At 35.6% G+C, this 23,137-nt stretch carries 18 protein-coding genes and 1 riboswitch; of the genes, 14 read left to right on the forward strand and 4 right to left on the reverse strand.

The window, feature by feature from the left end; all coding sequences use genetic code 11:
* Nucleotides 1-101 precede the first annotated feature (101 nt).
* The gene (locus M2373_RS18345) at nt 102-2,480 is read right to left on the reverse strand and encodes a heavy metal translocating P-type ATPase metal-binding domain-containing protein (protein ID WP_259112689.1); all 2,379 of its coding nucleotides are present in this window, start codon (nt 2,478-2,480) and stop codon (nt 102-104) included.
* A gap of 89 nt (nt 2,481-2,569) precedes the next feature.
* On the opposite strand from M2373_RS18345, the gene M2373_RS18350 reads away from it, so the two are divergent.
* The 13 genes from M2373_RS18350 (at nt 2,570) to M2373_RS18410 (ending at nt 13,188) form a co-directional block, all read left to right on the forward strand.
* Nucleotides 2,570-3,283: a Crp/Fnr family transcriptional regulator gene (locus M2373_RS18350; RefSeq protein WP_259112691.1), complete on the forward strand. Its 714-nt coding sequence runs from the start codon at nt 2,570-2,572 to the stop codon at nt 3,281-3,283.
* A gap of 63 nt (nt 3,284-3,346) precedes the next feature.
* On the forward strand, nt 3,347-4,162 hold the full coding sequence (gene panB, locus M2373_RS18355) for a 3-methyl-2-oxobutanoate hydroxymethyltransferase (protein ID WP_259112693.1): 816 nt from the start codon (nt 3,347-3,349) through the stop codon (nt 4,160-4,162).
* Entirely contained in the window at nt 4,162-4,488 is a 327-nt protein-coding gene (locus M2373_RS18360) for a hypothetical protein (RefSeq protein WP_259112695.1), read from the forward strand. Before panB ends, M2373_RS18360 begins: the two co-directional genes overlap by 1 nt.
* 3 nt (nt 4,489-4,491) lie before the next feature.
* A complete protein-coding gene (locus tag M2373_RS18365) occupies nt 4,492-5,169 on the forward strand; it encodes an RluA family pseudouridine synthase (RefSeq protein ID WP_259112697.1) in 678 nt (225 codons plus the stop codon).
* Nucleotides 5,170-5,177: 8 nt separating this feature from the next.
* Nucleotides 5,178-6,020 carry a hypothetical protein gene (locus tag M2373_RS18370; RefSeq protein ID WP_259112698.1) on the forward strand — a complete coding sequence of 281 codons (843 nt, stop codon included), beginning with the start codon at nt 5,178-5,180 and terminating at the stop codon, nt 6,018-6,020.
* Nucleotides 6,021-6,119: 99 nt separating this feature from the next.
* Nucleotides 6,120-6,220: riboswitch (TPP riboswitch) on the forward strand.
* A 61-nt stretch (nt 6,221-6,281) separates the two neighbouring features.
* Nucleotides 6,282-6,488 carry a sulfur carrier protein ThiS gene (gene thiS, locus M2373_RS18375; RefSeq protein WP_259112699.1) on the forward strand — a complete coding sequence of 69 codons (207 nt, stop codon included), beginning with the start codon at nt 6,282-6,284 and terminating at the stop codon, nt 6,486-6,488.
* 24 nt (nt 6,489-6,512) lie between these two features.
* On the forward strand, nt 6,513-8,324 hold the full coding sequence (gene thiC / locus M2373_RS18380) for a phosphomethylpyrimidine synthase ThiC (RefSeq protein WP_259112701.1): 1,812 nt from the start codon (nt 6,513-6,515) through the stop codon (nt 8,322-8,324).
* Complete coding sequence (locus tag M2373_RS18385) at nt 8,321-8,905, forward strand: thiamine phosphate synthase (protein WP_259112703.1); 585 nt, start codon at nt 8,321-8,323, stop codon at nt 8,903-8,905. The genes thiC and M2373_RS18385 overlap by 4 nt, the downstream gene beginning before the upstream one ends.
* A complete protein-coding gene (locus M2373_RS18390) occupies nt 8,881-9,624 on the forward strand; it encodes a hydroxymethylpyrimidine/phosphomethylpyrimidine kinase (RefSeq protein WP_259112704.1) in 744 nt (247 codons plus the stop codon). Before M2373_RS18385 ends, M2373_RS18390 begins: the two co-directional genes overlap by 25 nt.
* 95 nt (nt 9,625-9,719) lie before the next feature.
* Nucleotides 9,720-10,334 (forward strand): thiamine phosphate synthase, encoded by a 615-nt coding sequence (thiE, locus tag M2373_RS18395; RefSeq protein ID WP_259112707.1) that lies wholly within the window; start codon nt 9,720-9,722, stop codon nt 10,332-10,334.
* Nucleotides 10,331-11,107, forward strand: coding sequence for a thiazole synthase (locus tag M2373_RS18400; protein ID WP_259112709.1), 777 nt, complete (start codon nt 10,331-10,333; stop codon nt 11,105-11,107). The genes thiE and M2373_RS18400 overlap by 4 nt, the downstream gene beginning before the upstream one ends.
* A 78-nt stretch (nt 11,108-11,185) precedes the next feature.
* The gene (gene thiH, locus M2373_RS18405; RefSeq protein ID WP_259112711.1) at nt 11,186-12,304 is read left to right on the forward strand and encodes a 2-iminoacetate synthase ThiH; all 1,119 of its coding nucleotides are present in this window, start codon (nt 11,186-11,188) and stop codon (nt 12,302-12,304) included.
* Nucleotides 12,305-12,477: 173 nt separating this feature from the next.
* Nucleotides 12,478-13,188, forward strand: a complete 711-nt coding sequence (locus M2373_RS18410) for a HesA/MoeB/ThiF family protein (protein WP_259112712.1) — start codon at nt 12,478-12,480, stop codon at nt 13,186-13,188.
* Between the two features lie 67 nt (nt 13,189-13,255).
* Here M2373_RS18410 and M2373_RS18415 read toward each other — a convergent pair whose 3' ends face one another.
* Together M2373_RS18415 and M2373_RS18420 are read right to left on the reverse strand one after the other, a co-directional pair.
* The gene (locus tag M2373_RS18415; protein WP_259112713.1) at nt 13,256-15,469 is read right to left on the reverse strand and encodes an outer membrane beta-barrel protein; all 2,214 of its coding nucleotides are present in this window, start codon (nt 15,467-15,469) and stop codon (nt 13,256-13,258) included.
* Nucleotides 15,470-15,781: 312 nt separating this feature from the next.
* Nucleotides 15,782-18,049 carry an aconitate hydratase gene (locus M2373_RS18420; protein WP_259112714.1) on the reverse strand — a complete coding sequence of 756 codons (2,268 nt, stop codon included), beginning with the start codon at nt 18,047-18,049 and terminating at the stop codon, nt 15,782-15,784.
* A gap of 330 nt (nt 18,050-18,379) precedes the next feature.
* Between M2373_RS18420 and M2373_RS18425 the strand changes: the two genes are divergently transcribed.
* Complete coding sequence (locus M2373_RS18425; protein WP_259112715.1) at nt 18,380-19,990, forward strand: hypothetical protein; 1,611 nt, start codon at nt 18,380-18,382, stop codon at nt 19,988-19,990.
* A 114-nt stretch (nt 19,991-20,104) separates the two neighbouring features.
* On the opposite strand, the gene M2373_RS18430 is transcribed toward M2373_RS18425, so the two are convergent.
* Entirely contained in the window at nt 20,105-22,885 is a 2,781-nt protein-coding gene (locus M2373_RS18430) for a bifunctional aconitate hydratase 2/2-methylisocitrate dehydratase (RefSeq protein ID WP_259112716.1), read from the reverse strand.
* Between the last annotated feature and the right edge of the window lie 252 nt (nt 22,886-23,137).

The raw sequence follows: 23,137 nt of genomic DNA on the forward strand, positions 1-23,137 counted from the left end.
AAAATTAACCTATTTTCGGGGTTCAAATTTAGTGAAAAATAATGACATTCATCACGAAATACGGTTTTCAGCTAATTTAAAATCAGTCTAAATAAGGGCTTTTAAGCTTGTTTTTTGAAATATTTTCTCCCTAGGATCCATGTCGAAAATGTAGTGAATGAAACTACCGTAATGGAGCTTGCAGGCATGATTAAAGCAGCGAAAAGAGGATGCATATGCCCTGTAACTGCGTAACTTAATCCGACAATATTATAAAGAAAACTTATTATAAATGTCATTTTCACAATTGTGATGGAGCCTTTGCAGACGTTTAGGTAGTTATCTAAAGTAACTACTTTTTCACCATTCATGATCACGTCAGAAGATGGGGTAAAACTGTTGCTGTCATCTGCGATTGCGATTCCTACATTGCTCTGTTTCAGTGCTCCTGCATCATTCAGGCCATCTCCAAGCATGGCAACTTTCATATTCTGATTCTGAAGATTTTGAATGTAATTCAGCTTGTCTTCCGGATTTTGATTAAAAGCCATTGCTTTATAATTAGGAATCAACTGTTTCAACTGATCTTCTTCAGATGAATTGTCTCCACTAAGGATGTAGATTTTATAATGCGTAAGTTTTTTAAACAAATCTTTAAGGTTCTGGCGGTATTCGTTTTTAAAGATAAATTTACCTAAAAATTTTCCGTTTTTACTTACAAAAACAGCTGTTTCAAGATTTTTGGACTCTTGGTTATTGTATTTTGCAGAACCTATTTTATAGGAATTTCCTCTAATATTGGCTTCATATCCTTTACCGGAAATTTCCTGAAAGTTTTCAACAGGGAAATATTGGTCCTTCTCCTCAATAAATTCATAGAGGGACTTTGAAAGAGGGTGATTTGAGTTCTTTAATAAGGTTTTAATATTCAGTAAATCAAATTCCTTGATCTCGGAACCTTCATATTTAATATTGGATTTTTTTCTGTGGGTAATCGTTCCTGTTTTGTCAAAAACAATAGTGTCTAACTTTGCAATTTTCTCAATCGTTAAAGTATCTTTTACGTAAAACTTATTTCGGCCTAAAATCCTCATAATGTGTCCGAAAGTGAACGGTGCTGACAGTGCGAGAGCACAAGGACATGCAATAATTAAAATAGCGGAAATCACCTGAAACATTTTCTCTAGATCTACCGTTGCCCAGTAAATTCCTGAAATTAGGGCTATGCCTAAAATGATGAATGTGAAGTATTTACTGATGTTATTGGTTAAGGTGTCAAGTCCGGTTTCATGTTTCTTGAAAGCTTCTTTGTTCCAAAGCTGAGTCAGATAACTTTGATCGACGTCTTTTATAACTTCCAGCTCTAAAGAAGAGCCCACTTGTTTTCCTCCTGCAAAGATTTTATCTCCGGGCTGCTTGCTGATGCTTTCACTTTCTCCGGTGATAAAGCTGTTGTCGATATTTCCTTCTCCGTTAATTAAAATAGCGTCCACAGGAATGATTTCCTGGTTTCTCACCAGAATTCTGTCGCCAACCTTAACTTCAGACAGTAAAATATTGTTTTGTTTTCCTTCAAAATCAACTTTTGTTACCGCAATCGGATAGAATGATTTGTAATCTCTATCATATGAAAGCGCATTGTAGGTTCTTTTCTGGAAGATTTTCCCCAATAGCATAAAGAATAAAAGTCCGCAAAGAGTATCAAAATATCCCGGACCGTAATCTGTTACAATCTCATAAACACTTCGCCCAAAAAGAACAATGATTCCCAAAACAATCGGAACATCGATGTTAACAATCTTATTTTTCAATCCATACCATGCGGATTTGTAATAATCTGAGGCCGAGTAAAAAACAACAGGAATAGCCAGAAGGCACATCAAAGTTCTGAAAAGACCTTTATAGTGATCCATCCAGTAGTCTTCACCTCCTACATATTCAGGAAAAGCTAAGAACATCCCATTTCCGAAGGCAAAAGCTGCAATTGCAAATTTTACCAATAAAGATTTATCAAGATGATCTACGTTTTTATCGGCAGTTTCAAGGCTGATGACAGGCTTGTATCCCAAATTGGTTAAAAAATTAGCTAATTCGCTTAATTTTAAATCGTTATGGTTGAATGAAATCTGTAAGGTCTTTCTTGTGAAGTTGACCTGAGAATATTTAATGTCCTTATTTAAAGTATGAAGGCTTTCTAATAACCATATACAGGAAGAACAGTGAATCACAGGGATTTTAAAAGTAACCAGGCTGGTATTCCCTTCCGAGAAATCGGTCACTTTTTCAAAAATTTCAGGAGTATCCAGATAATCGAACTGAGTAGAATTTTCATCGCTCGGACGAATTCCTGCCCTTTTATTTAATTCGTAAAAATTACTAAGATTATTGGTATTTAGAATCTCGTAAACCGATTTGCAACCGTTGCAACAGAAAGTCTTTTCATCAAACAAAATTCTTTCTTTTTCGATACCTTGACCACAATGAAAACAGTTCTCGCTCACCTCCATAAATTATTGAACTACAAAATTATAACAATTTTTTTTGTTTATCGAGTTAAAAAGTTCTATTTTTGTGATAAATGTCATATAAAATGTCGCAGGAACAACAGATTGCAATTGAAGAGAGGTTCGCAAGAGTTTTTAATGATAAATCATTCAAGGAAAGACTTTCCAGCGCTGATTTTGAGAAATACATCACCACTAAAAAGAAATTGAGTTTTCAGAAACATGATACGATCTTTGAAGATGGAGAAACTCCAAAAGGAGTGTATGTATTAGAAAAAGGAGCCGCTAAGCTGTCAAAATCGGGAGCTTTCGGGAAAGATCAAATCCTTAGATTTATTAAAGAAGGGGACATCATCGGCTATCGTTCTTTACTTTGCGGGGAAAACTTCCAGGCGAAGGCTGAAGCTATGACAGATATTGAAGCTACTTTTTTACCGGCAGATGTTTTCATGTATCTTTTAGAAGTTGATCCTCAGCTTTCTTTTGTGATGCTTCAGAAAATTTCTTATGAATTGGGAGAATCATCCAATACGATTACTTTCCTGGCTCAAAAAACAGTAAGAGAAAGATTAGCAGAGATTTTAATTCTTTTGGAACAAAAATTAGGAGTAGATCCTGAGGGGTTCATCAAAATCTCATTAACAAGAGAAGAAATTGCGAACATCATCGGTACTGCTACCGAAAGTGCCATCCGTTTAATCTCCGAATTTAAAGGAGACAGTCTCATTGAGGTGGACGGAAGAAACATCAAAATTCTCAACCACGACAAATTAATGAAACTAGGACACGTAGTTTTATAAAAATCATACAAAAACTTGAGTCGGCGAAAGCCGACTTTTTAACTTTTAAAAAATAGATACATTATGTCTGTTCATTCTGAAATTAAAAAAGTTACGACTGAAACCTTGCGAAAAATGAAATTCGACAAGGAGAAAATAACGATGCTTACCGCATATGATTATACTACTGCGAAGATGGTAGATGCCGGAGGAATTGATGCTGTACTGATCGGAGATTCTGCAGCTAATGTAATGGCGGGTTTCGAAACAACGTTGCCTATTACTTTGGATCAGATGATTTACCATTCTCAAAGTGTGGTCAGAGGAACTGACAGAGCATTGGTTATTGCTGACCTGCCTTTCGGAACGTATCAGAGTAATCCTGAGAAAGCATTGGAGTCTGCAGTAAGAATGATGAAAGAAGGAGGTGCTCATGCTATTAAAATTGAAGGAGGGAAAGAGATTTCAAAATCTATCAAAAAGTTAATTAACGCAGGAATTCCTGTAATGGGGCATTTAGGGCTGACTCCTCAATCGATTTATAAATTCGGAACATATAAAGTTCGGGCTAAAGATGAAGCAGAAGCAGAGAAATTAATTTATGATGCTAAAATTTTAGAAGAATTAGGCTGCTTCGGTGTTGTTCTTGAAAAAATTCCTGCAGATCTTGCAAAACAGGTGACAGAAAGTATTTCTATCCCGACTATCGGAATCGGAGCAGGCCCTCATTGTGACGGTCAGGTTTTGGTTTATCATGATATGGTAGGTATGAACCAGGGATTCAGCCCGAAATTTTTAAGAAGATATCTTGATCTTTACACTGAAATTACAGGAGCTGTTGCTCAGTATGTAAAAGATGTCAAAAGTGTAGATTTTCCAAATGATAAAGAAAGTTATTAATGAGGCAGAATCTTCAAACCGCTCAGGGAATCATTTCAGTTCTGGCCATCGTTTGCCTTGCTGTAGGATGGTTTAATCTATTCTCTCCGGAGGTTAACAATATTCTTTCGAGAAGAATATTTTATATTGTAGTAGGGATAAGCTTCATTTTGCAGGCTCCATTGCTGGTCAATAAGAAATTTGTTTATCCGATGTATGCTGCGGCAGGACTTTGTATTATTGGTGCCTTTTTACCATATGAATCAAAAATAGCTGGAATGAAAACACTTGGGCTGTTGGCCGGAGTCATTCTTTCTTTATCTAACAGATCTAATTTTCGTCAATAGACCATGGAAGATCAGATTGTTTATGAAGACAACCATCTTTTGGTGATTAATAAAAAGGTTGGACAGCTTGTACAGGGCGACAAAACCGGTGACGAATCTTTATTAGAATTAATCAAGAATTTTATAAAAAAACGAGATGCTAAACCCGGAAATGTTTTTCTGGGTTTGGTTCATCGTATTGACAGACCTACCTCAGGTTTGGTGATTTATGCTAAAACATCCAAAGCTTTATCACGTCTCACTCAAATGGTTAAAAACCGTGAAGTTAAGAAGACCTATTGGGCAATTGTTGCAAAAGATATGATCCCGAAGACCCAAAGACTGGTTCATTATCTAAAGAAGAACGAAAAAAATAATAAAGCGATTGTATTCCCAAAAGTTACAGAGGGTGCAAAAGAAGCAATTCTTACTTATCATGTCATTAAAACTTTAGATAATTATCTTTTGCTGGAGATTGATTTGGAAACCGGAAGGCATCATCAGATCAGAGCACAATTGTCAAAAACAGGAGTTCCGATTAAAGGAGATCTGAAATATGGCTCACCTCGTTCGAATCCGGACGGCGGAATTAATCTCCATGCCAGAAAACTGGAATTTATACACCCTGTCACCAAAGAAAATATTGAAATTATAGCTCCCGTTCCGCAAAATGATGCGATTTGGAGAGCTTGTGAAAACTAAAAAACAAAATGAAACTTAAATTATTTCTTTTAGCCACATCGCTGGCTCTTACTTCTTGTGCAAATAATGACGATGGAGTAACAACTGAGATCAATCAGCCGGTCGCAGTAAATGCAAACAAAATTTCTTGGAATTTTCCGAATTTATCTCAGCCTTCATCGGGAAACGACTTTAATTATACTTTCGAGTATGATACTCAGGGAAGGGTTATTAAAAAGATGGGTGGAAAGCTTCAGCTTTCCGGAAGCACAGGATTTTCTTCTGTTTATTCAAAATCAATTTATACAACGATAACATATACCGGAAATACAGCAACTATGAAAACCTATAGTTCTGATCCTAATTTTAATGTGCAGTTGCAGGAAAGACGATTTGAATTTGATCATCAGGGTAATGTAACTAAATTGATTATTCCAGAGATTAGTAATCAATATCTGGAAAAGCACTTGACCTATACTTATGATTCTTCAGGGAAATTGACTCAGATTCTGACAGAATATCCCAATATGCCTTATGATCCCAGCGATCCGGATGACTACATTTGGACTGATATCGAAAAGTTTAGTTATAACAATTCAGGGAATTTAGAAAAGGCAACAAAGACTGAAAAACATAATAATATTGATGCTTATGTTACTAATGAAGTTACGTTTGAAAATTTCGATTCTGCACCCAATCCATTTAAGAATTTAGGTGTTTTTGAAGATTATTTTTACTTTTCGTTATCAAAAAATAACCCTAAAAGAAGGATTTCAAAAGAGTATAAACCTTATAGCTCCGAATTTTTCCTGAATCAGTCAAACTGGACCAATCAATATAATCAGGATGGAAGTCTAAAACTTTTCTACTAAAAATATTATAAAAACAAAAATGAAGACCGTCTCAAATCGAGATGGTCTTTTTATTTTAAAATGAAATTTTGCCCATTTCAAAAAAATGTCTAACTTCGCCTCACACTTTAGGGGTGTCTGTTGAACAAACGGGCTGAGATTTTACCCTTTGAACCTGATTTCTAGATCATACTAGCGTAGGGAAAAGTAGATGACTTTTGCTGTACATTCTATTGTACAATAATAGCCATTCCTAAGGTGCATTTAATAAAAATGTTAGGAATGGAGATCACAATCAACCACACGACAAAAACTTTTGAAGTACTTCCCGAAAATCTGGAAGCACTTATTGCTATGGAATTACCTGAAAAGAAAAAAGGAATTGCTGTAGCACTGAACAATCGCATTATTCCGCAATCAATCTGGGCGGAGACATTTCTCAACAACAAAGATTCAATTTTAATTATTACTGCCACTCAGGGCGGTTAATTTCCATAATAAAACAAAAATTATATGGCTCATAACATCACACGTTCGCCGTTTCCGAACTCAAAAAAAATCTATGTTGAAGGGAAAATTCACCCGATCAGCGTAGCGATGCGCGAAATACAGCTAAGTCCGACAAAACTCACCAACGGAAAGATTGAAGAAAATCCACCTGTTACAATTTACGATACATCAGGACCTTACACGGATGAAAATTCTGAAATAAATATCGAAAAAGGGCTTCCGAGAATCCGGGAACAGTGGATTTTAGACAGAAATGATGTAGAGATTCTGGATGGAATCACGTCTGACTATGGGAAAGCCCGTCTTGCCAATTCAAAACTGGATGAATTACGATTTTCTTATAATCACAAACCAAAAGTTGCCAAAGAAGGTCAGGAAGTTACCCAGTTATACTATGCAAAACAGGGAATTATCACTCCCGAAATGGAATATATTGCCATCAGAGAAAATCAAAAAATCGAACAGCTCGATTCTGTTTCAAAAGACATGGCTTTTCAACATCCTGGAAACAGCTTTGGCGCAAGAACTCCTAAAAGCAAAATCACTCCAGAATTTGTAAGAGACGAGATCGCAGCCGGAAGAGCCATTATTCCCAACAATATCAATCACCCTGAAAGCGAACCGATGATTATCGGACGAAATTTCCTGGTTAAAATTAATGCCAACATCGGAAACAGTGCTGTGTCATCAAGCATTGAAGAAGAAGTTGAAAAAGCAGTTTGGGCCTGTCGCTGGGGAGCAGATACGATCATGGATTTATCTACGGGAAAAAATATCCATGAAACCAGAGAATGGATTATCAGAAACAGCCCGGTTCCGATTGGTACAGTACCAATTTATCAGGCATTGGAAAAAGTAAAAGGAGTTGCAGAAGATCTGACATGGGAAATTTTTAAAGATACGTTGATAGAACAGGCGGAACAGGGCGTTTCTTATTTCACGATTCACGCGGGAGTATTGTTGAGATATATTCACTTAACGGCAAAACGTGTTACCGGAATTGTTTCGAGAGGCGGTTCTATCATGGCAAAATGGTGCTTGTTTCATCACAGAGAAAACTTTTTGTACACGCACTTCGAGGAAATCTGTGAGATCATGAAAAAATATGACGTTGCTTTTTCTTTGGGAGACGGCCTTCGTCCTGGCTCTATTGCCGATGCTAATGATGAAGCACAGTTTGCGGAACTGGAAACTTTAGGAGAGCTTACAAAAATTGCCTGGAAACATAATGTTCAGGTAATGATTGAAGGTCCCGGTCACGTTCCGATGCATATGATCAAAGAAAATATGGAAAAGCAACTGGAAGTCTGTGATGAAGCTCCGTTTTACACATTAGGTCCTTTGACAACAGACATTGCGCCCGGTTACGATCACATTACTTCCGGAATCGGAGCGGCAATGATTGGCTGGTTTGGTTGTGCGATGTTGTGTTATGTGACACCAAAAGAACATTTAGGACTTCCGAATAAAGAAGATGTAAAAGTTGGAGTTATTACCTATAAGCTGGCTGCTCACGCTGCAGATTTAGCAAAAGGTCATCCCGGCTCACAATACAGAGACAATGCTTTGAGTAAAGCCAGATTTGAATTCCGTTGGGAAGATCAGTTTAATCTTTCTTTAGATCCTGATACAGCGAGATCTTACCACGATGAAACACTTCCGGCAGACGGAGCGAAGATTGCCCATTTCTGCTCAATGTGCGGACCAAAATTCTGTTCGATGAAAATCACACAGGAAATTCGTGAATCTGCAGAGAAAGGAATGTTCGACAAGTCTCAGGAATTTATCGAAAAAGGGAAAGAAATTTATATATGATCATCGTAATCACTCCCGAAGAAGTTGTTCAGAAAGAAACTGAATTGATTAATGAATTATTTCACGAAGGACTGGATTTGCTGCATATCAGAAAGCCTTTTATTAATTCGGAAGAAATAACAGATTTTATTCAAAAAATAGATTCCACATTTCATCATCAGTTGGTTTTGCACAGTCATTATGATCTGGCTGAAAATTTTAATATTTCAAGATTTCATTTCAGAGAAATTGACAGGCAAAATGATTTGTATAAATCTTTTGAAGATAAAACGATTTCAACGTCTGTTCATGATATTGAAATTTTCAATGAATTAAATGAAGATTGGGAGTATGCTTTTATCAGTCCGGTTTTTCCTAGTATTTCTAAAAAAGGATATGGAGAAAATTTAACGGTTTTGAATGATATTAAAAAACGAAACAATTCAAACGTAAAATTGATTGCTTTGGGAGGAATTAATGATCAAAATATTAGTAAAGTTTTCGAGAGTGACATTGATGGCGTGGCTTTGTTAGGATCAATTTGGGAAAGTAAGGAACCTTTAAATGTTTTAAAAAAATGCAGAAAGAGCGTCCTTTCGTAATGAGTATTGCAGGCTTCGATCCAAGTGGCGGAGCTGGTTTGTTGGCAGATATTAAAACGTTTGAACAATTGAAACTTCAGGGATTGGGAGTTTGTACGGCAATGACTTTACAGACGGAATCTCAATGTTTAAGCCTGAACTGGCAGCCTTTGGAAGAAATTTTATCTGCAATTAATGTTTTAATGAAAAATTATCTTGTTAAAGCAATTAAAATCGGAGTGGTGAAAGATGCTTGGTTTTTAAGTCAAATTGTAGAACGAATTAAATCTGTAAATCCTGTCGCAAAAATTGTTTGGGATCCGGTTTTAAAAAGTACATCCGAGTTTTCTTTTTTTGATCTGAATACAATTTCTGATTTGAAAAATGTTTTACAGCAAATTGATTTAATTACACCAAATTATAATGAATATAAAGTTTTAAAGGAATTTGATCTTTTTAAAAATGCGAAAAATTCATGTTCAGTTTTAATTAAAGGAGGTCATCGTGAAGATCAAATAGGAACAGATATTTTAATTCAAAACGGTAAAGAAATATTCATTAATCCAATTGATATAACTTCTGATTTTTATCCAAAACACGGTTCAGGTTGCGTACTTTCTTCCGCAATTGCAAGTCATTTAGCTTTTGGAAAAAATTTAGAGGAAGCTTGTAGAAACGGAAAATTATACATTGAAAAATTTTTAACAAGCAATCCTGCTTTATTAGGATTCCACTATTAAAACTTTGTGCTCTCTGCTAAGTAGAACGCTTTTGCTAACTTAAAAAAAGGGAGTAGTAAAAAAAATCTTAGCGCTCTTTGCGTTTAAAAAATAAAATGGAAAAATTACAATACATATCTCAAGGATTCACCATAGAAGATCAGGAGCTTAACATTCGAAAAGCTCTTGATAACGGTGTAAAATGGATCCAGGTTCGCTTTAAAAATGCTCCTGAAAATGAATTCATCAGACTTTGTGAAATTTCAAAAAAATTATGTTCAGATCATCAGACGGTTTGTATCATCAACGATCATGTTCAGATTGCAAAAGAGATCGATGCAGACGGCGTTCATTTAGGCTTAAAAGATACATCAATTGATATTGCCCGACATATTTTAGGAGAAAATAAAATCATCGGAGGAACGGCAAATACCATTTCAGATGTTCTTCAAAGAATGACCGAGCCATGCGATTATATTGGCTTGGGACCATTAAGATTTACTTCGACTAAAGAACAGTTAAGTCCGATTTTAGGTTTCGAAGGATATGAGAAAATCATTTGGGAATTAAAAGAGAAATCTTTAGAAATTCCAAAAATATTTGCAATTGGTGGAGTTGTTTTGGAAGATATTAAACAATTACAGGGAATAGGAATTTATGGGGTAGCCGTTTCAGGACAAATTACCAATCAGCCTTCTGTTATTAACCAATTTAAAACCATCTTACAATGAAAAATCAACCCTTACTTATAGCAGACAGAACTTTTGAATCAAGATTATTTTTAGGAACAGGAAAATTCGGAAACCTTTCAGAAATGACCGATTCCATCATCGCTTCAGGAAGTGAAATGGTAACGATGGCGTTGAAAAGAATCGATTCTCAATCTTCAGAAGATGATATTTTAAACGCTTTAAAGCCAACAAAATCTCACCTTTTGCCCAATACTTCAGGTGCAAGAACCGCGAAAGAAGCAGTTCTGGCAGCTCAATTAGCCCGAGAAGCCTTAGAAACAAACTGGGTGAAACTTGAAATTCATCCTGATCCTAAATATTTGTTACCTGATCCGATTGAAACATTGTATGCAACAGAAGAATTGGCCAAATTAGGATTTATTGTAATGCCTTACATTCACGCCGATCCGGTTTTGTGCAAACGTCTGGAAGATGCAGGTACAGCGGTTGTAATGCCTTTGGGAGCACCAATTGGGACAAATAAAGGATTAAGAACATTGGACTTTTTAGAAATTATCATCAGTCAGAGCAACGTTCCTGTTGTGGTAGATGCGGGTATTGGAGCGCCTTCCGATGCTGCAAAAGCAATGGAACTGGGCGCTGATGCAGTTTTGGTGAATACAGCAATCGCGGTTGCAAGAAATCCCGTGAATATGGCATTGGCTTTTAAAGAAGGTGTCATTGCAGGAAGAAGGGCTTTTGAATCCGGTTTGGGCGCGATTGCACAACACGCAGAAGCATCGAGTCCGCTGACTTCTTTTTTGTTTGATTAAAGAAAAAAAGCCCCGAAGGGACGATTCAAAGAAGAATAGGATGAAGTCCTATTCATCAATTATTTTAAATAAAATTGTATGAAGAGTTTTAAAGATTTTTTTGAAAAATATGAATGGAATGACATCAAATCTAAGCTTGAAAAAGTGACTTTATCTGATGTAGAAATGAGTCTTCAAAAAAAGAATAAAACAATAGAAGATTTTTTGAATTTTCTTTCGCCCGTTGCTGCTAAAAAGTTGGAAGTGATGGCTAAAATGACACAGCAGCTTACTCAAAAGCGTTTCGGAAAAACAATTCAGTTGTATGCACCATTGTATTTGAGTAATGAATGCCAGAATATTTGTACCTACTGTGGTTTCAGTTTAGATAATTCCATTAAAAGGAAAACACTTTCTGATACGGAATTGATGATTGAAGCTTCTGTTTTAAAATCAATGGGTGTCAATCATGTGTTGCTGGTAAGCGGAGAAGCGAATAAAACGGTCGGAATTGATTATTTTCTGAATGCTGTTCATTTGCTAAAACCATATTTTGCGAATATTTCCATTGAAGTTCAGCCTTTATCAGAAGAGGAGTATCAACGGCTTCATGATGCGGGAGTGAATGCGGTTTTAGTTTATCAGGAAACGTATCATCAGGAAGTTTATAAAGAATATCATCCAAAAGGAAAGAAATCCAATTTCAACTTCCGTTTAGAAACGCCCGACAGAATTGGAAAGGCAGGAATTCATAAAATGGGATTGGGTGTTTTGCTTGGTTTGGAAGATTGGCGGGTTGACAGTTTTTTTAATGCGCTTCACATCGATTATCTTCAAAAACAATATTGGAAAAGTAGGTATTCGGTTTCGTTTCCGAGACTTCGACCTGCGGAGGGAATTATTGAACCCAATTTTATCATGTCGGACAAAGATTTATTGCAATTAATCTGCGCTTACCGAATCTGGAATGAAGATTTGGAGATTTCAATTTCCACCAGAGAAAACGAAAAATTTAGAAATAATATCATTTCATTGGGAGCAACAGCGATGAGTGCAGCTTCGAAAACAAATCCCGGAGGTTATGCAGTGGATAAGGAATCTTTGGAACAATTTGAAACCAGTGATGAAAGAAGTATGAATGAAATTAAAAATATTATTAAAAAAGCTGGATATGACCCGATAATGAAAGATTGGGATGCTGTGTACAGTGGAATATAAATAAAAATATATTAAGAAATATAACATGTGTCACTTCGAGTAGATTTTTGAAAAAAAATCGTATCGAGAAGTTTGTTTTAGTAAAAGTTCTCGATACATTTTTCTCCATTCCATTGCGAAAAACACTCGAACTGACGAAAGCTCAATCTTAAATGGTTCAAAAAATCAGTTAAATGAAAAACGAAGACATTTTCTCAAGATATAGCCGACAGATTTTCATTGAAGAAATTGGTCTGGAAGGTCAGCGAAAAATAAGGAATGCTAAAGTTTTGGTAATTGGAGCAGGGGGCTTGGGAAGCCCTGTGATTCAATATTTGGCAGCGGCTGGAGTTGGAACACTGGGAGTTGCAGATTTTGATGAGGTTGAATTACATAACTTAAACCGACAAATCATTCACAATGAAAATTCGGTTGGAAAATCGAAAGTGAAAAGTGCAGCAGAATTTGTAAAAAAACTTAATCATCAAGTTAATTTTATAGGAATTGAGAAGAAAATTGATGATGAAAATATCGAAGAAATTATTTCTCAATTTGATATCATCGTCGATGGTTCAGATAATTTCAAAACACGATATTTAGTCAATGATGTTTGCGTAAAATTAAAAAAGTCTTTGGTTTACGGAAGTATTCTGGGATTTTCCGGACAGGTCGCGATTTTTAATTATAACGGGAGTAAAAATTTAAGAGATATTTTTCCTGATCCTCCTTTTGATGAAAATTTGCCGGATTGTGATAGTCTTGGAGTTTTGGGAGCATTGCCTGGAATTGTGGGAAGTATGATGGCGAACTTAGCATTAAAAATGATCACAGATTTACCTGTACAACTAAATCAAATAACGTTAATTGACACGTCGAACTGGAAATTTCAAACGGTCGATTTTTAAATTATATTGTTTTAAAAAGAACGAGTCAATATTTTTTTATTGACTCGTTCTTTATATTGTGGTTTCATTACTGTCCCTGCTGCATTACCCCGCCGTTATCTTCTTTTTTCGTTTGATTCAGAATATTTGCGTCTTCTTTAGCTAATTTATTTCTTGTCGGAATTTTATAATTGACAGATAGCCCGAAATTTCTTGTATCATACTTACTGCTTATCATAACAGGGGTTCCGGATGGCGGATTAGAACGTACCTGCATTACCTGTCCGTTAAAGATATCATTGGCAAATACGGAAACTGTCAAACGGTTATCCATGAACTTTTTCGTTAAAGTAAGATCGAATGAATTGTTGAAAGGTTTTTCTGCCGTAAAGTAGAAATATCCTGCTTTTGGCGTTAAATAGCTATAATTTGCCGTTAATTTAATGCCCTTTGGTAAAATTAACTGAGTCATGATATTAAAAATCCAGAATCCTTTATTATTCAGGTTGTCAATCTCATGCTTTTGATAGCCGGCATAGAGATACATGAAATTAATCTTATCAGGATTGAAATTAAATTTCATAATTTCACTCATCGGTTTACTGAAAATCATAAACGGAATCGGAAGCCCGACGTTGAAATTGTGAATTTTCATATTTGAAATATTCACCTGTTCATTAAATAATTTTCTGCCGTCTTTTCTGATGATCTGTGCGACCTGATTACTCGCAGAGCTTACACTATATCCAATAAATGCATAGTCAAAAGCTGAAATTTTCAATTCATAATTATCAAAGATGGTAGGTTGCAGATTGGGATTTCCGGTTACTTCAGTACTTGGTCCGGAAAAAGTAACATTATTCGGATTTAAGGCGGAGATACTTGGCAAGCTGATCTTTTTATTGTAATTCGCGGCAACATATACCTGATTCATCAGGTTATATTGTACGCTGGCATTCGGAAATAATTTAAACTTATTAAAAGGAATCAGGTCTGCCTGAACCAGATTTCCCTGTTTATCAAAATACCTTGTAATTCCTGAAATATCATAATTTTCAGCCCTTGAACCTAAAATGAAATCAAATTTTTTGAGTTTTGCCTGAAATTCAAGGTAAGTTGAAGCAGTTTGTCTTTGATAATCAAGGTTGGTGATTCCAAAACTTTCCGTATCATAATCCTGTCTTTCATACAATCCTCCAAAGCTTACTTTTCCACCATCCAGAAGCTTGATCGGTTGAGAATAATCGATCTTGAAGTTGGCGATATTCATATTCGATTCATTATTCAGAACATTATCGCGTCCCGGGTATTTAAAATCCTCAGAATTTTGAACATAAGTCCCTTTTTGGAAAAAATTATCCTGAGCAAATTTGCTGTCTGATCTTGTGTAGCCAAACTGGAAGTCTAATTTCTGAGATTTATCAGCAAATCTTTTCTGGTATGTTACAACAGCTTCCTGTCTTAGATTATTGGTACGGGCAGCATCCGATGCGTCAAAGTATGCCTCTCTTAGATCTGTCGGATCGTTTTGATACGGGACATCTCCATGACCATTACTTAAAGTGTAATTGTCATTATTATTGTGATAAATGTCGTAGTTTACCAATAGTCTGTCCTGCCCAAGATCGAAAGTCAGTCCCGATTTTGCAAAATAACCACGCCCGATTCTATCGGTTTTACTTGTCAGTAATTCATCTTGCTGACCGTTCAACATACTTTCACGATAGTTCTGACCAACATTCAGTTGCCATCCGAAGATTTTATTTCTGGCATTTAAATTAACGGAATTAGTCGTTCTGCTTCTGAATTTATCATAATTAGTGAAAGAATAGTTTCCGGAATATGTTGCTGTCAAATATTTATTGGCATTTTTATTCGTAATAATGTTCATAATCGCACCTCCCGAAGTGGCAGGGAATTCTGCGCCCGGCTGAGTGATTACTTCAATTCTGTCGACTGAGTTGGCAGGCATTCCTTCAAGAAAAGAATTTAATTCGTTTGAAGTGATATTTAATGGTCTTCCGTTAAGATATACATCCAGAATTTTGCCCTGATACATCATTCCTGCGATGTCTGTAGAAACAAGTCCTGGGAGTTTTTTGATTCCCTCCAGAACGTTTCCGTTATTAAGCTGCGGCTGCTCCGAAAAATCAAAAATCGTACGGTCAGCTTTTTGCTCAACGGCTTTTTTAGTTTTAGTAATGGTAACGCCTTCTATTTGCTTTTCTTTGACCTCATTTTTTTCCTGTGCATAGGTCAGAATTGTTCCTATAAGCGATAAAGCGAATATAGTTTTTTTCATAATGTTTTTTTGCTACTATCTAGTTAGACGTAGAAAAATAATTTTTGTTACAAAAAAGTAAATTTTAAAAATCAAGCTCATATGTCGCCCTGAAAAGTTTTTTACCTTTTGTCATCAAAATTTTATACTATGAAAAAACAATTTTTATTTTCCTTCATTATCTTTTTCAGTTTATGTCTTATTTAATGGCTATGCAAATAGAAAGAAATAATTCCTTTTCTGAAATTACTTATGTGTTTTAAAGATGAATGAAACAAAAAGGCAACTTCAATCCTGAAGTTGCCTTTTCTATGATTAATTAAAATCTAACAATTAATTTTCTTGTTGTTTAATCAGATTAAGCGCAGAACCAGCCTTGAACCAGTCAATTTGCTGATCATTATAGGTATGGTTTGCCATAATGATGTCTTTAGTTCCATCTGAGTGGATAAATTCTAAAGTCAGTTGTTTTCCTGGAGCGAATTGGTCTAGATCCAGGAAGTTGATTACATCGTCTTCTAAAATTTTATCATAATCAGCCTCATTAGCGAAAGTGATTCCCAACATTCCTTGTTTTTTAAGGTTTGTTTCATGGATTCTCGCGAATGATTTTACCAAAACAGCTTTTACACCAAGATGTCTCGGCTCCATTGCAGCGTGCTCTCTGGATGAACCTTCACCGTAGTTCTGATCTCCCACAACGATTGAAGGAACGCCGGCTGCTTTGTAAGCTCTCTGTACGGCAGGAACTTCTCCGTGCTCTCCTGTTAATACATTTTTTACGTTGTTTGTTTCCATATTGAAAGCATTTACAGCTCCGATCAGCATGTTATTTGAAATATTATCAAGGTGACCTCTATATTTCAACCATGGTCCGGCCATAGAAATATGGTCCGTTGTACATTTTCCGAAAGCTTTGATCAAAAGTCTGGCGCCGGTAATATTTTTACCATCCCAAGCTGGGAATTCTTCCAATAGCTGAAGTCTGTCCGAAGTTGGGCTTACATTCACTACAACACCGGATCCGTCTGCTGATGGAGCCTGATATCCGTTGTCATCTACTGCAAAACCTTTTGCGGGAAGCTCGAAACCTTGAGGTTCATTTAATTTTATTTGTTCTCCAGATTCGTTAGTTAAGGTATCTGTAATTGGATTAAAATCTAATCTTCCTGAGATTGCGATGGCAGCTACCATTTCCGGTGAAGCTACGAAAGCGTGCGTATTTGGGTTACCATCTGCTCTTTTCGCAAAGTTTCTGTTGAAAGAGTGAATAATTGAGTTTTTCTCCCCTTTTTCAGCACCTTCTCTGTCCCATTGTCCGATACAAGGTCCACAAGCATTGGTAAAGATTCTTGCGTTTTCAAATTTTCTGAATGAGTCCAAGAAACCGTCTCTTTCTGCGGTGAATTTTACCTGCTCAGAACCTGGGTTAATTCCTAAGATAGCTTTAGGCTTAACACCTTTTGTAACAGCATCTTCAACGATAGAAGCAGCTCTTGATAAATCTTCGTAAGACGAATTGGTACAAGAACCTATCAATGCCCATTCTACCTCGATAGGCCATCCGTTGGCTTCAGCTTTAGCTTTAAATTCAGAAACCGGAGTCGCCAAATCGGGAGTGAAAGGTCCATTTAAGTGTGGAGCCAATTCAGAAAGGTTGATCTCGATTACCTGATCGAAATATTGTTCTGGGTTTGCATAAACTTCAGCATCACCTGTTAAGTGGTCAGCAACTTTGTCGGCAGCGTCTACAACATCCTGTCTTCCTGTAGAAGCAAGATATCTTCTCATAGAATCATCGTACCCGAAAGTTGAAGTGGTAGCTCCAATCTCAGCTCCCATGTTACAGATGGTACCTTTTCCTGTTGCTGAAAGAGATTCTGCTCCTTCTCCGAAATATTCTACAATACATCCTGTTCCACCTTTTACGGTAAGAATTCCTGCGACTTTTAAGATGACGTCTTTTGCAGAAGTCCAACCGGACATTTTACCGGTTAACTTTACTCCAATTAATTTTGGCATCTTCAATTCCCAGGCCATTCCAGCCATTACATCTACCGCATCAGCTCCACCGACACCAATGGCCACCATTCCTAATCCTCCTGCATTTACCGTGTGAGAGTCAGTTCCGATCATCATTCCCCCAGGGAATGCATAATTTTCCAATACAACCTGGTGAATAATCCCGGCTCCCGGTTTCCAGAAACCGATTCCATATTTATCACAAACAGAACCCAGGAAATTGAAAACTTCTGAATTCTTATTAAGTCCTTCCTGTAAATCTGCCTGCGCACCTACTCTTGCCTGAATCAAGTGATCAGCATGAGCCGTTGAAGGAACAGCCACTTTAGCTTTTCCAGCCTGCATAAATTGTAAAAGTGCCATTTGCGCTGTTGCATCCTGCATTGCTACTCTGTCCGGTGCAAAGTCTACATAAGAGTTTCCTCTTTCATGTGCTGATGTAGCATTACCTTCCCATAAATGGGTGTAAAGAATTTTTTCTGAAAGGGTAAGAGGTTTTCCCACGATTTGTCTTGCAGCTGCAATTCTTTCCGGGTAACGCTCGTACACTTTTTTGATCATGTCAATGTCGAAAGTCATATCTGTTTTAATTTTTTCTTTTGTAATAAGTTTTTTCCGGTTTTTATTTAACATTAAATTCGGAAAATTCTCACAAATACCAATTCATCAAATTCTATTCCTCCCTATATAAAGTAGGATAAATAAGATGAATCATTACTATTTTTTATAACTATCAAGTTAAGGAAAAAATAATTTTTGAGTCGTTGACATAGGTTAAAATAATGATGATGACTCTTAAATGGAAAGGTTCTAAATAATTAGTAAGTAAATACGCTAAAAGTAATTTTTAAACAATTGAGTGTGGCTAAAAGTACTGTATATTTGATATTAAACTTAGTATATACATAAATGAAATCTCTTAAACACTGTCTGTTCCTTTTATTTGTTACTATTTTTTTCAGTAGTAATGCACAAAATTTTAAGGTTTATCATAATGACATTCTATTAAATACTGCAAAGATTTTCAAACCAGCATCAAGAATCGAGATGATAAGTTCATTAAAATTCAAAAATGAATATTATTCAATCTTTGAAGAAAGTGAATTGTATTATATGGGACATTCTCAGAAGTATTTGGTAAAATTCGACAATAACGGAAACATACAGTTAGTAATAAAATTACCTAAAAAACTATCTAATAGTTACGTAGATTTCTTTGAATTAGAAGATAAATTATATGTACAGGATCAAGATAATGCAAGATATGTTTTTGATTTTTTTACAAATAAATTTATTGAAATTTCAAAAGGGAGTGATCTTGTTTATGAAAATACTACTTACAAAGTTATGTATAAAAATTTTGGAGAATGGGGCGAAGCAACTTGGTTTATCAACAAAAAAGACAAATCAGAATATTTTACAAGTAAAAATGGACAAGATGTGAACTTTTTAAATGGAAACTTCTATCTGACAAATATTAGTTCAATATGGGAAATTGAAAATCCAAGAAAATTAGATAAATGCGAACCAGATCAGTATTATGATGTTATTAATAACAAAAAAAATGGAATTTTCACTTCCTATGATTATAACAAAGGAATTAGTCTTATTTTTAAAGATCCGGTTGAATATAATTCATATGATCCTGCTGGACCAATTGACAATTTAAATTATACTTTTTTAACTTCTTTTGTTATGAATGATAGATTGTTTCAAATTACACAATTAAAAGATAAGACTGCAATTACAAGAATTAACAATAGTGATGTTGAAGTGATAAACAAATTTGATGAAAAGTATAATTTTTTTTCTTATCGTAATCAATTCAGAAATACGAAAAATAATAAGAAATTTCTAAAATTTAGAAATGGATATAATTCGTTTGGATTTTTGGAAGTCGATGGCGAAGAAATACATATTAAAAAAATAAAATTTGAATATGATACATTACAATATGTTAAATCTGATAATATTGAAAATTTATTTTCTGATTTAGCTCATAAAAATAAAATTTCAAAAAAACAAATTGAAGCATTTGAACAATCAACAAAAGGAACTGATTTACAGAAATATAGGTGTAGTATTAATCATAATTATTATTATCCACGAAAATATAAAGATATTGATGTTGAAACTATAAATTTTCTAAAATCAGAGAATGAAATTTTAACACAGAAAATTGACTACTTGTTTACGAAAAAAGATGAAGAATTAAAGGCAATTTATATTGATTATGATAAAACATTATATTATAATACGGTTGGAAAAAACTATTTCCCTATCAGAAATGAGAATGTTGATTTAAGTGATGAGAAATTCACGGAAAAATACAATGAAATACATGAAAAACTAAATAAAATTGGGAAGCAAATCGTAGTAAAGTCGGGACAAAATGAAGAAACATACGAATCGTGGATTATTAATGGATGGCGTTTTAATCTTTATAAAATCAAACCTAGAGATATTTATGGAGTAACACTTTTAATTTGTCGAGAAGATGATTTTAATGAAAATGACTAACATGATTAAAGGATAAAATGTTCTTTTTATGATTAGAAATGAAAAAAATGGAAGACTTCAAAAGAAATCTTCCATTTATATTTAAAAAGTCTTTCGACTTATTGTATAATTCTACTAGTGACCAACCGTAACCAATTCTTTGATTGAAGGGACAAAAGTTGTAAGGTCAATGCCTTCTACAGCAGTTTTGTATTCGTCGATATTAGGAATTCTTCCCATGATCGCAGAAAGTACAACAACCGGAGTTGATGCCAATAAAGATTCACCTTTTTTACGCTCAGAATCTTCAACCACTCTTCCTTGGAAAAGACGGGTAGAAGTAGCCAGAACAGTATCTCCTTTTTCAGCTTTTTCCTGGTTACCCATACAAAGGTTACATCCCGGACGCTCAAGGTACATCATATTTTCATATTGTGTACGAGCTTCGCCTTTCGGAGCATTATCATTGAATTCAAATCCTGAATATTTCTCTAATAATTCCCAGTCGCCTTCAGCTTTTAGTTCATCAATGATATTATAAGTAGGAGCCGCAACTACCAAAGGAGCCTGGAATTCTACTTTACCATTTTTCTTTTCAATGTTTTTCAACATCTGAGAAACGATTTTTAAATCGCCTTTGTGAACCATACAAGATCCTACGAAACCAAGATCCACTTTTTTCTCACCTCCGTAGTAAGTAAGATCTCTTATCGTGTCGTGAGTATATCTTTTAGAAACATCATCATTGTTTACGTCCGGATCGGCAATCATTGGTTCAACGATTACATCAAGATCTACCACAACTTCAGCGTAATATTTAGCATTAGCATCAGGAGTTAAAGCAGGCTTGTCACCACATTTAATTTCCTCGATTCTCTTGTTTGCTTTGTTTATTAAGCCTTGAAGAACGTGGTTGTGATTATCCATTCCTTTATCGATCATGATCTGGATTCTGCTCTTAGCAATTTCCAACGATTCGATCAAAGTATCATCTTCAGAAATACAGATAGAAGCCTTAGCTTTCATTTCTGCAGTCCAGTCTGTGAATGTAAACGCCTGGTCAGCAGGAAGAGTTCCGATGTGAACCTCAATAATTCTACCCTGGAATACGTTTTCACCGTCAAATTGCTTCAACATCTGAGCCTGAGTTGCATGAACTACATCACGGAAATCCATATGCTCTTTCATGTCTCCTTTGAAAGTTACTTTCACAGATTCAGGAATCGGCATTGATGCTTCACCTGTTGCTAAAGCTAAAGCTACTGTTCCAGAGTCTGCTCCGAACGCAACACCTTTAGACATTCTTGTATGAGAGTCACCTCCGATGATGATTGCCCATTCGTCAATCGTGATATCGTTAAGAACTTTGTGAATAACGTCTGTCATTGCATGATATTCACCTTTCGGGTCACGTGCTGTAATAACTCCGAACTCGTTCATGAACTTCATTAATTTAGGGATGTTTGTCTGAGCTTTTTTATCCCAAACTGAAGCAGTATGACATCCTGATTGGTAAGCTCCGTCAACAATTGGAGAAATTACAGTTGCGGCCATAGATTCTAATTCCTGAGCCGTCATCAAACCTGTTGTATCCTGAGATCCCACAATGTTCACTTCAACTCTAACGTCTGAACCTGCATGTAATAATTTTCCTTCTGTAACACCAACGGCATTTCTGTTGAAGATTTTTTCAACTGCAGTAAGTCCTTGTCCTTCGATTGAAATTTCTTTAGAAGGAGCAAAAACAAGAGGCGTTTCAATTCCTAAAAGTTTTGCTGCAAATGTTTGCAGTTTTTTACCAAATACGATGGCATAAGAACCGCCGGCTTTGATGAACTCTAATTTTTGAGGAGTAAATGATTTTGAAATATCTTTCAATTCAACATCTCCGTTATATAATTTCTTTTCTTTAGTATTAATGGTAAGAACAGTTCCCGTTGCTACAGAATATTTTTCTTCCAACACAATATCACCATTCTCATTACGAACAGGGTTTCCGTTTTCGTCTACTTTTTTCACCCAGTTCTGAAGGTCGATTCCGATACCTCCTGTTACATCAACTGTAGTCAGGAAAATCGGAGAAATACCATTTGTTCCTCCAACAATCGGAGCGATGTTTACAAATGGAATATACGGGCTTGCTTGTTTACCAGTCCAAAGAGCCACGTTGTTTACTCCCGACATACGAGATGAACCAACACCCATTGTTCCTTTTTCTGCAATAAGCATTACACTTGCATCAGGATGCTGAGCCTGTAAAGCTTTGATTTCTTCCTGTGCCTGAGGAGTAATCATACATTTACCGTGCAGTTCACGGTCTGATCTTGAGTGCGCCTGGTTACCCGGAGAAAGTAAATCCGTAGAAATGTCACCTTCACCTGCGATAAATGTTACTACTTTAATTTCTTCAGCAACTTCAGGCAGTTTTGTGAAAAATTCAGCTTTTGCATAGCTTTCAAGGATTTCTTTTGCAATTGCGTTACCACTGTTGAATGCATTCTTCAAACGGTCTGTATCAGCCTCATAAAGGAAAACCTGAGTTTTAAGAACTTCAGCGGCCTGTTCTGCAATTACGGTATCGTTCCCTAAAGCAAGATCAAGCAATACCTCGATCGATTTACCTCCTTTCATGTGAGATAATAATTCGAAAGCAAAAGCAGGTGTTATTTCTTCTACTACAGATTCTCCAAGAATGATTTCTTTCAAAAACTTAGCTTTTACCCCTGCAGCACTTGTCGTTCCCGGTAAAGTGTTATAAATAAAAAATTTAAGAGAGTCAGCCCTGTATTCATTAGCTGTATCTTTAATCTGTGCAATGATTTCACTTAATAATTCTGCACCATCAATCGGCTTTGGATGAAGCCCTTGGTTTTTTCTTTCTTCAATTTCTTGGATGTAATCCTGATAAATATTCATAATAATAGAAGTCTTTTCAATTTAAAGGGTAGATTGTTTTTTAAACAGTTGTTGATATACTGCCTTTTTCTTAATAGTGTTTAAATTACAATAAAATTGTTTAAATCTGTCGCAAAAAGGGCTGTAGTAATAACAACATTATCTACATCATTCTGAAATATAAGATCAATGTTCCGTCTTAGAGGATAAGTATATGATTCTCTGGAAGTGTGGGTAGCGTACCTGTGATTTTTTTGTTACAAAAACTCTCTT

The organism is Chryseobacterium sp. JUb7 (assembly GCF_024806495.1).
Taxonomy (GTDB): domain Bacteria; phylum Bacteroidota; class Bacteroidia; order Flavobacteriales; family Weeksellaceae; genus Chryseobacterium.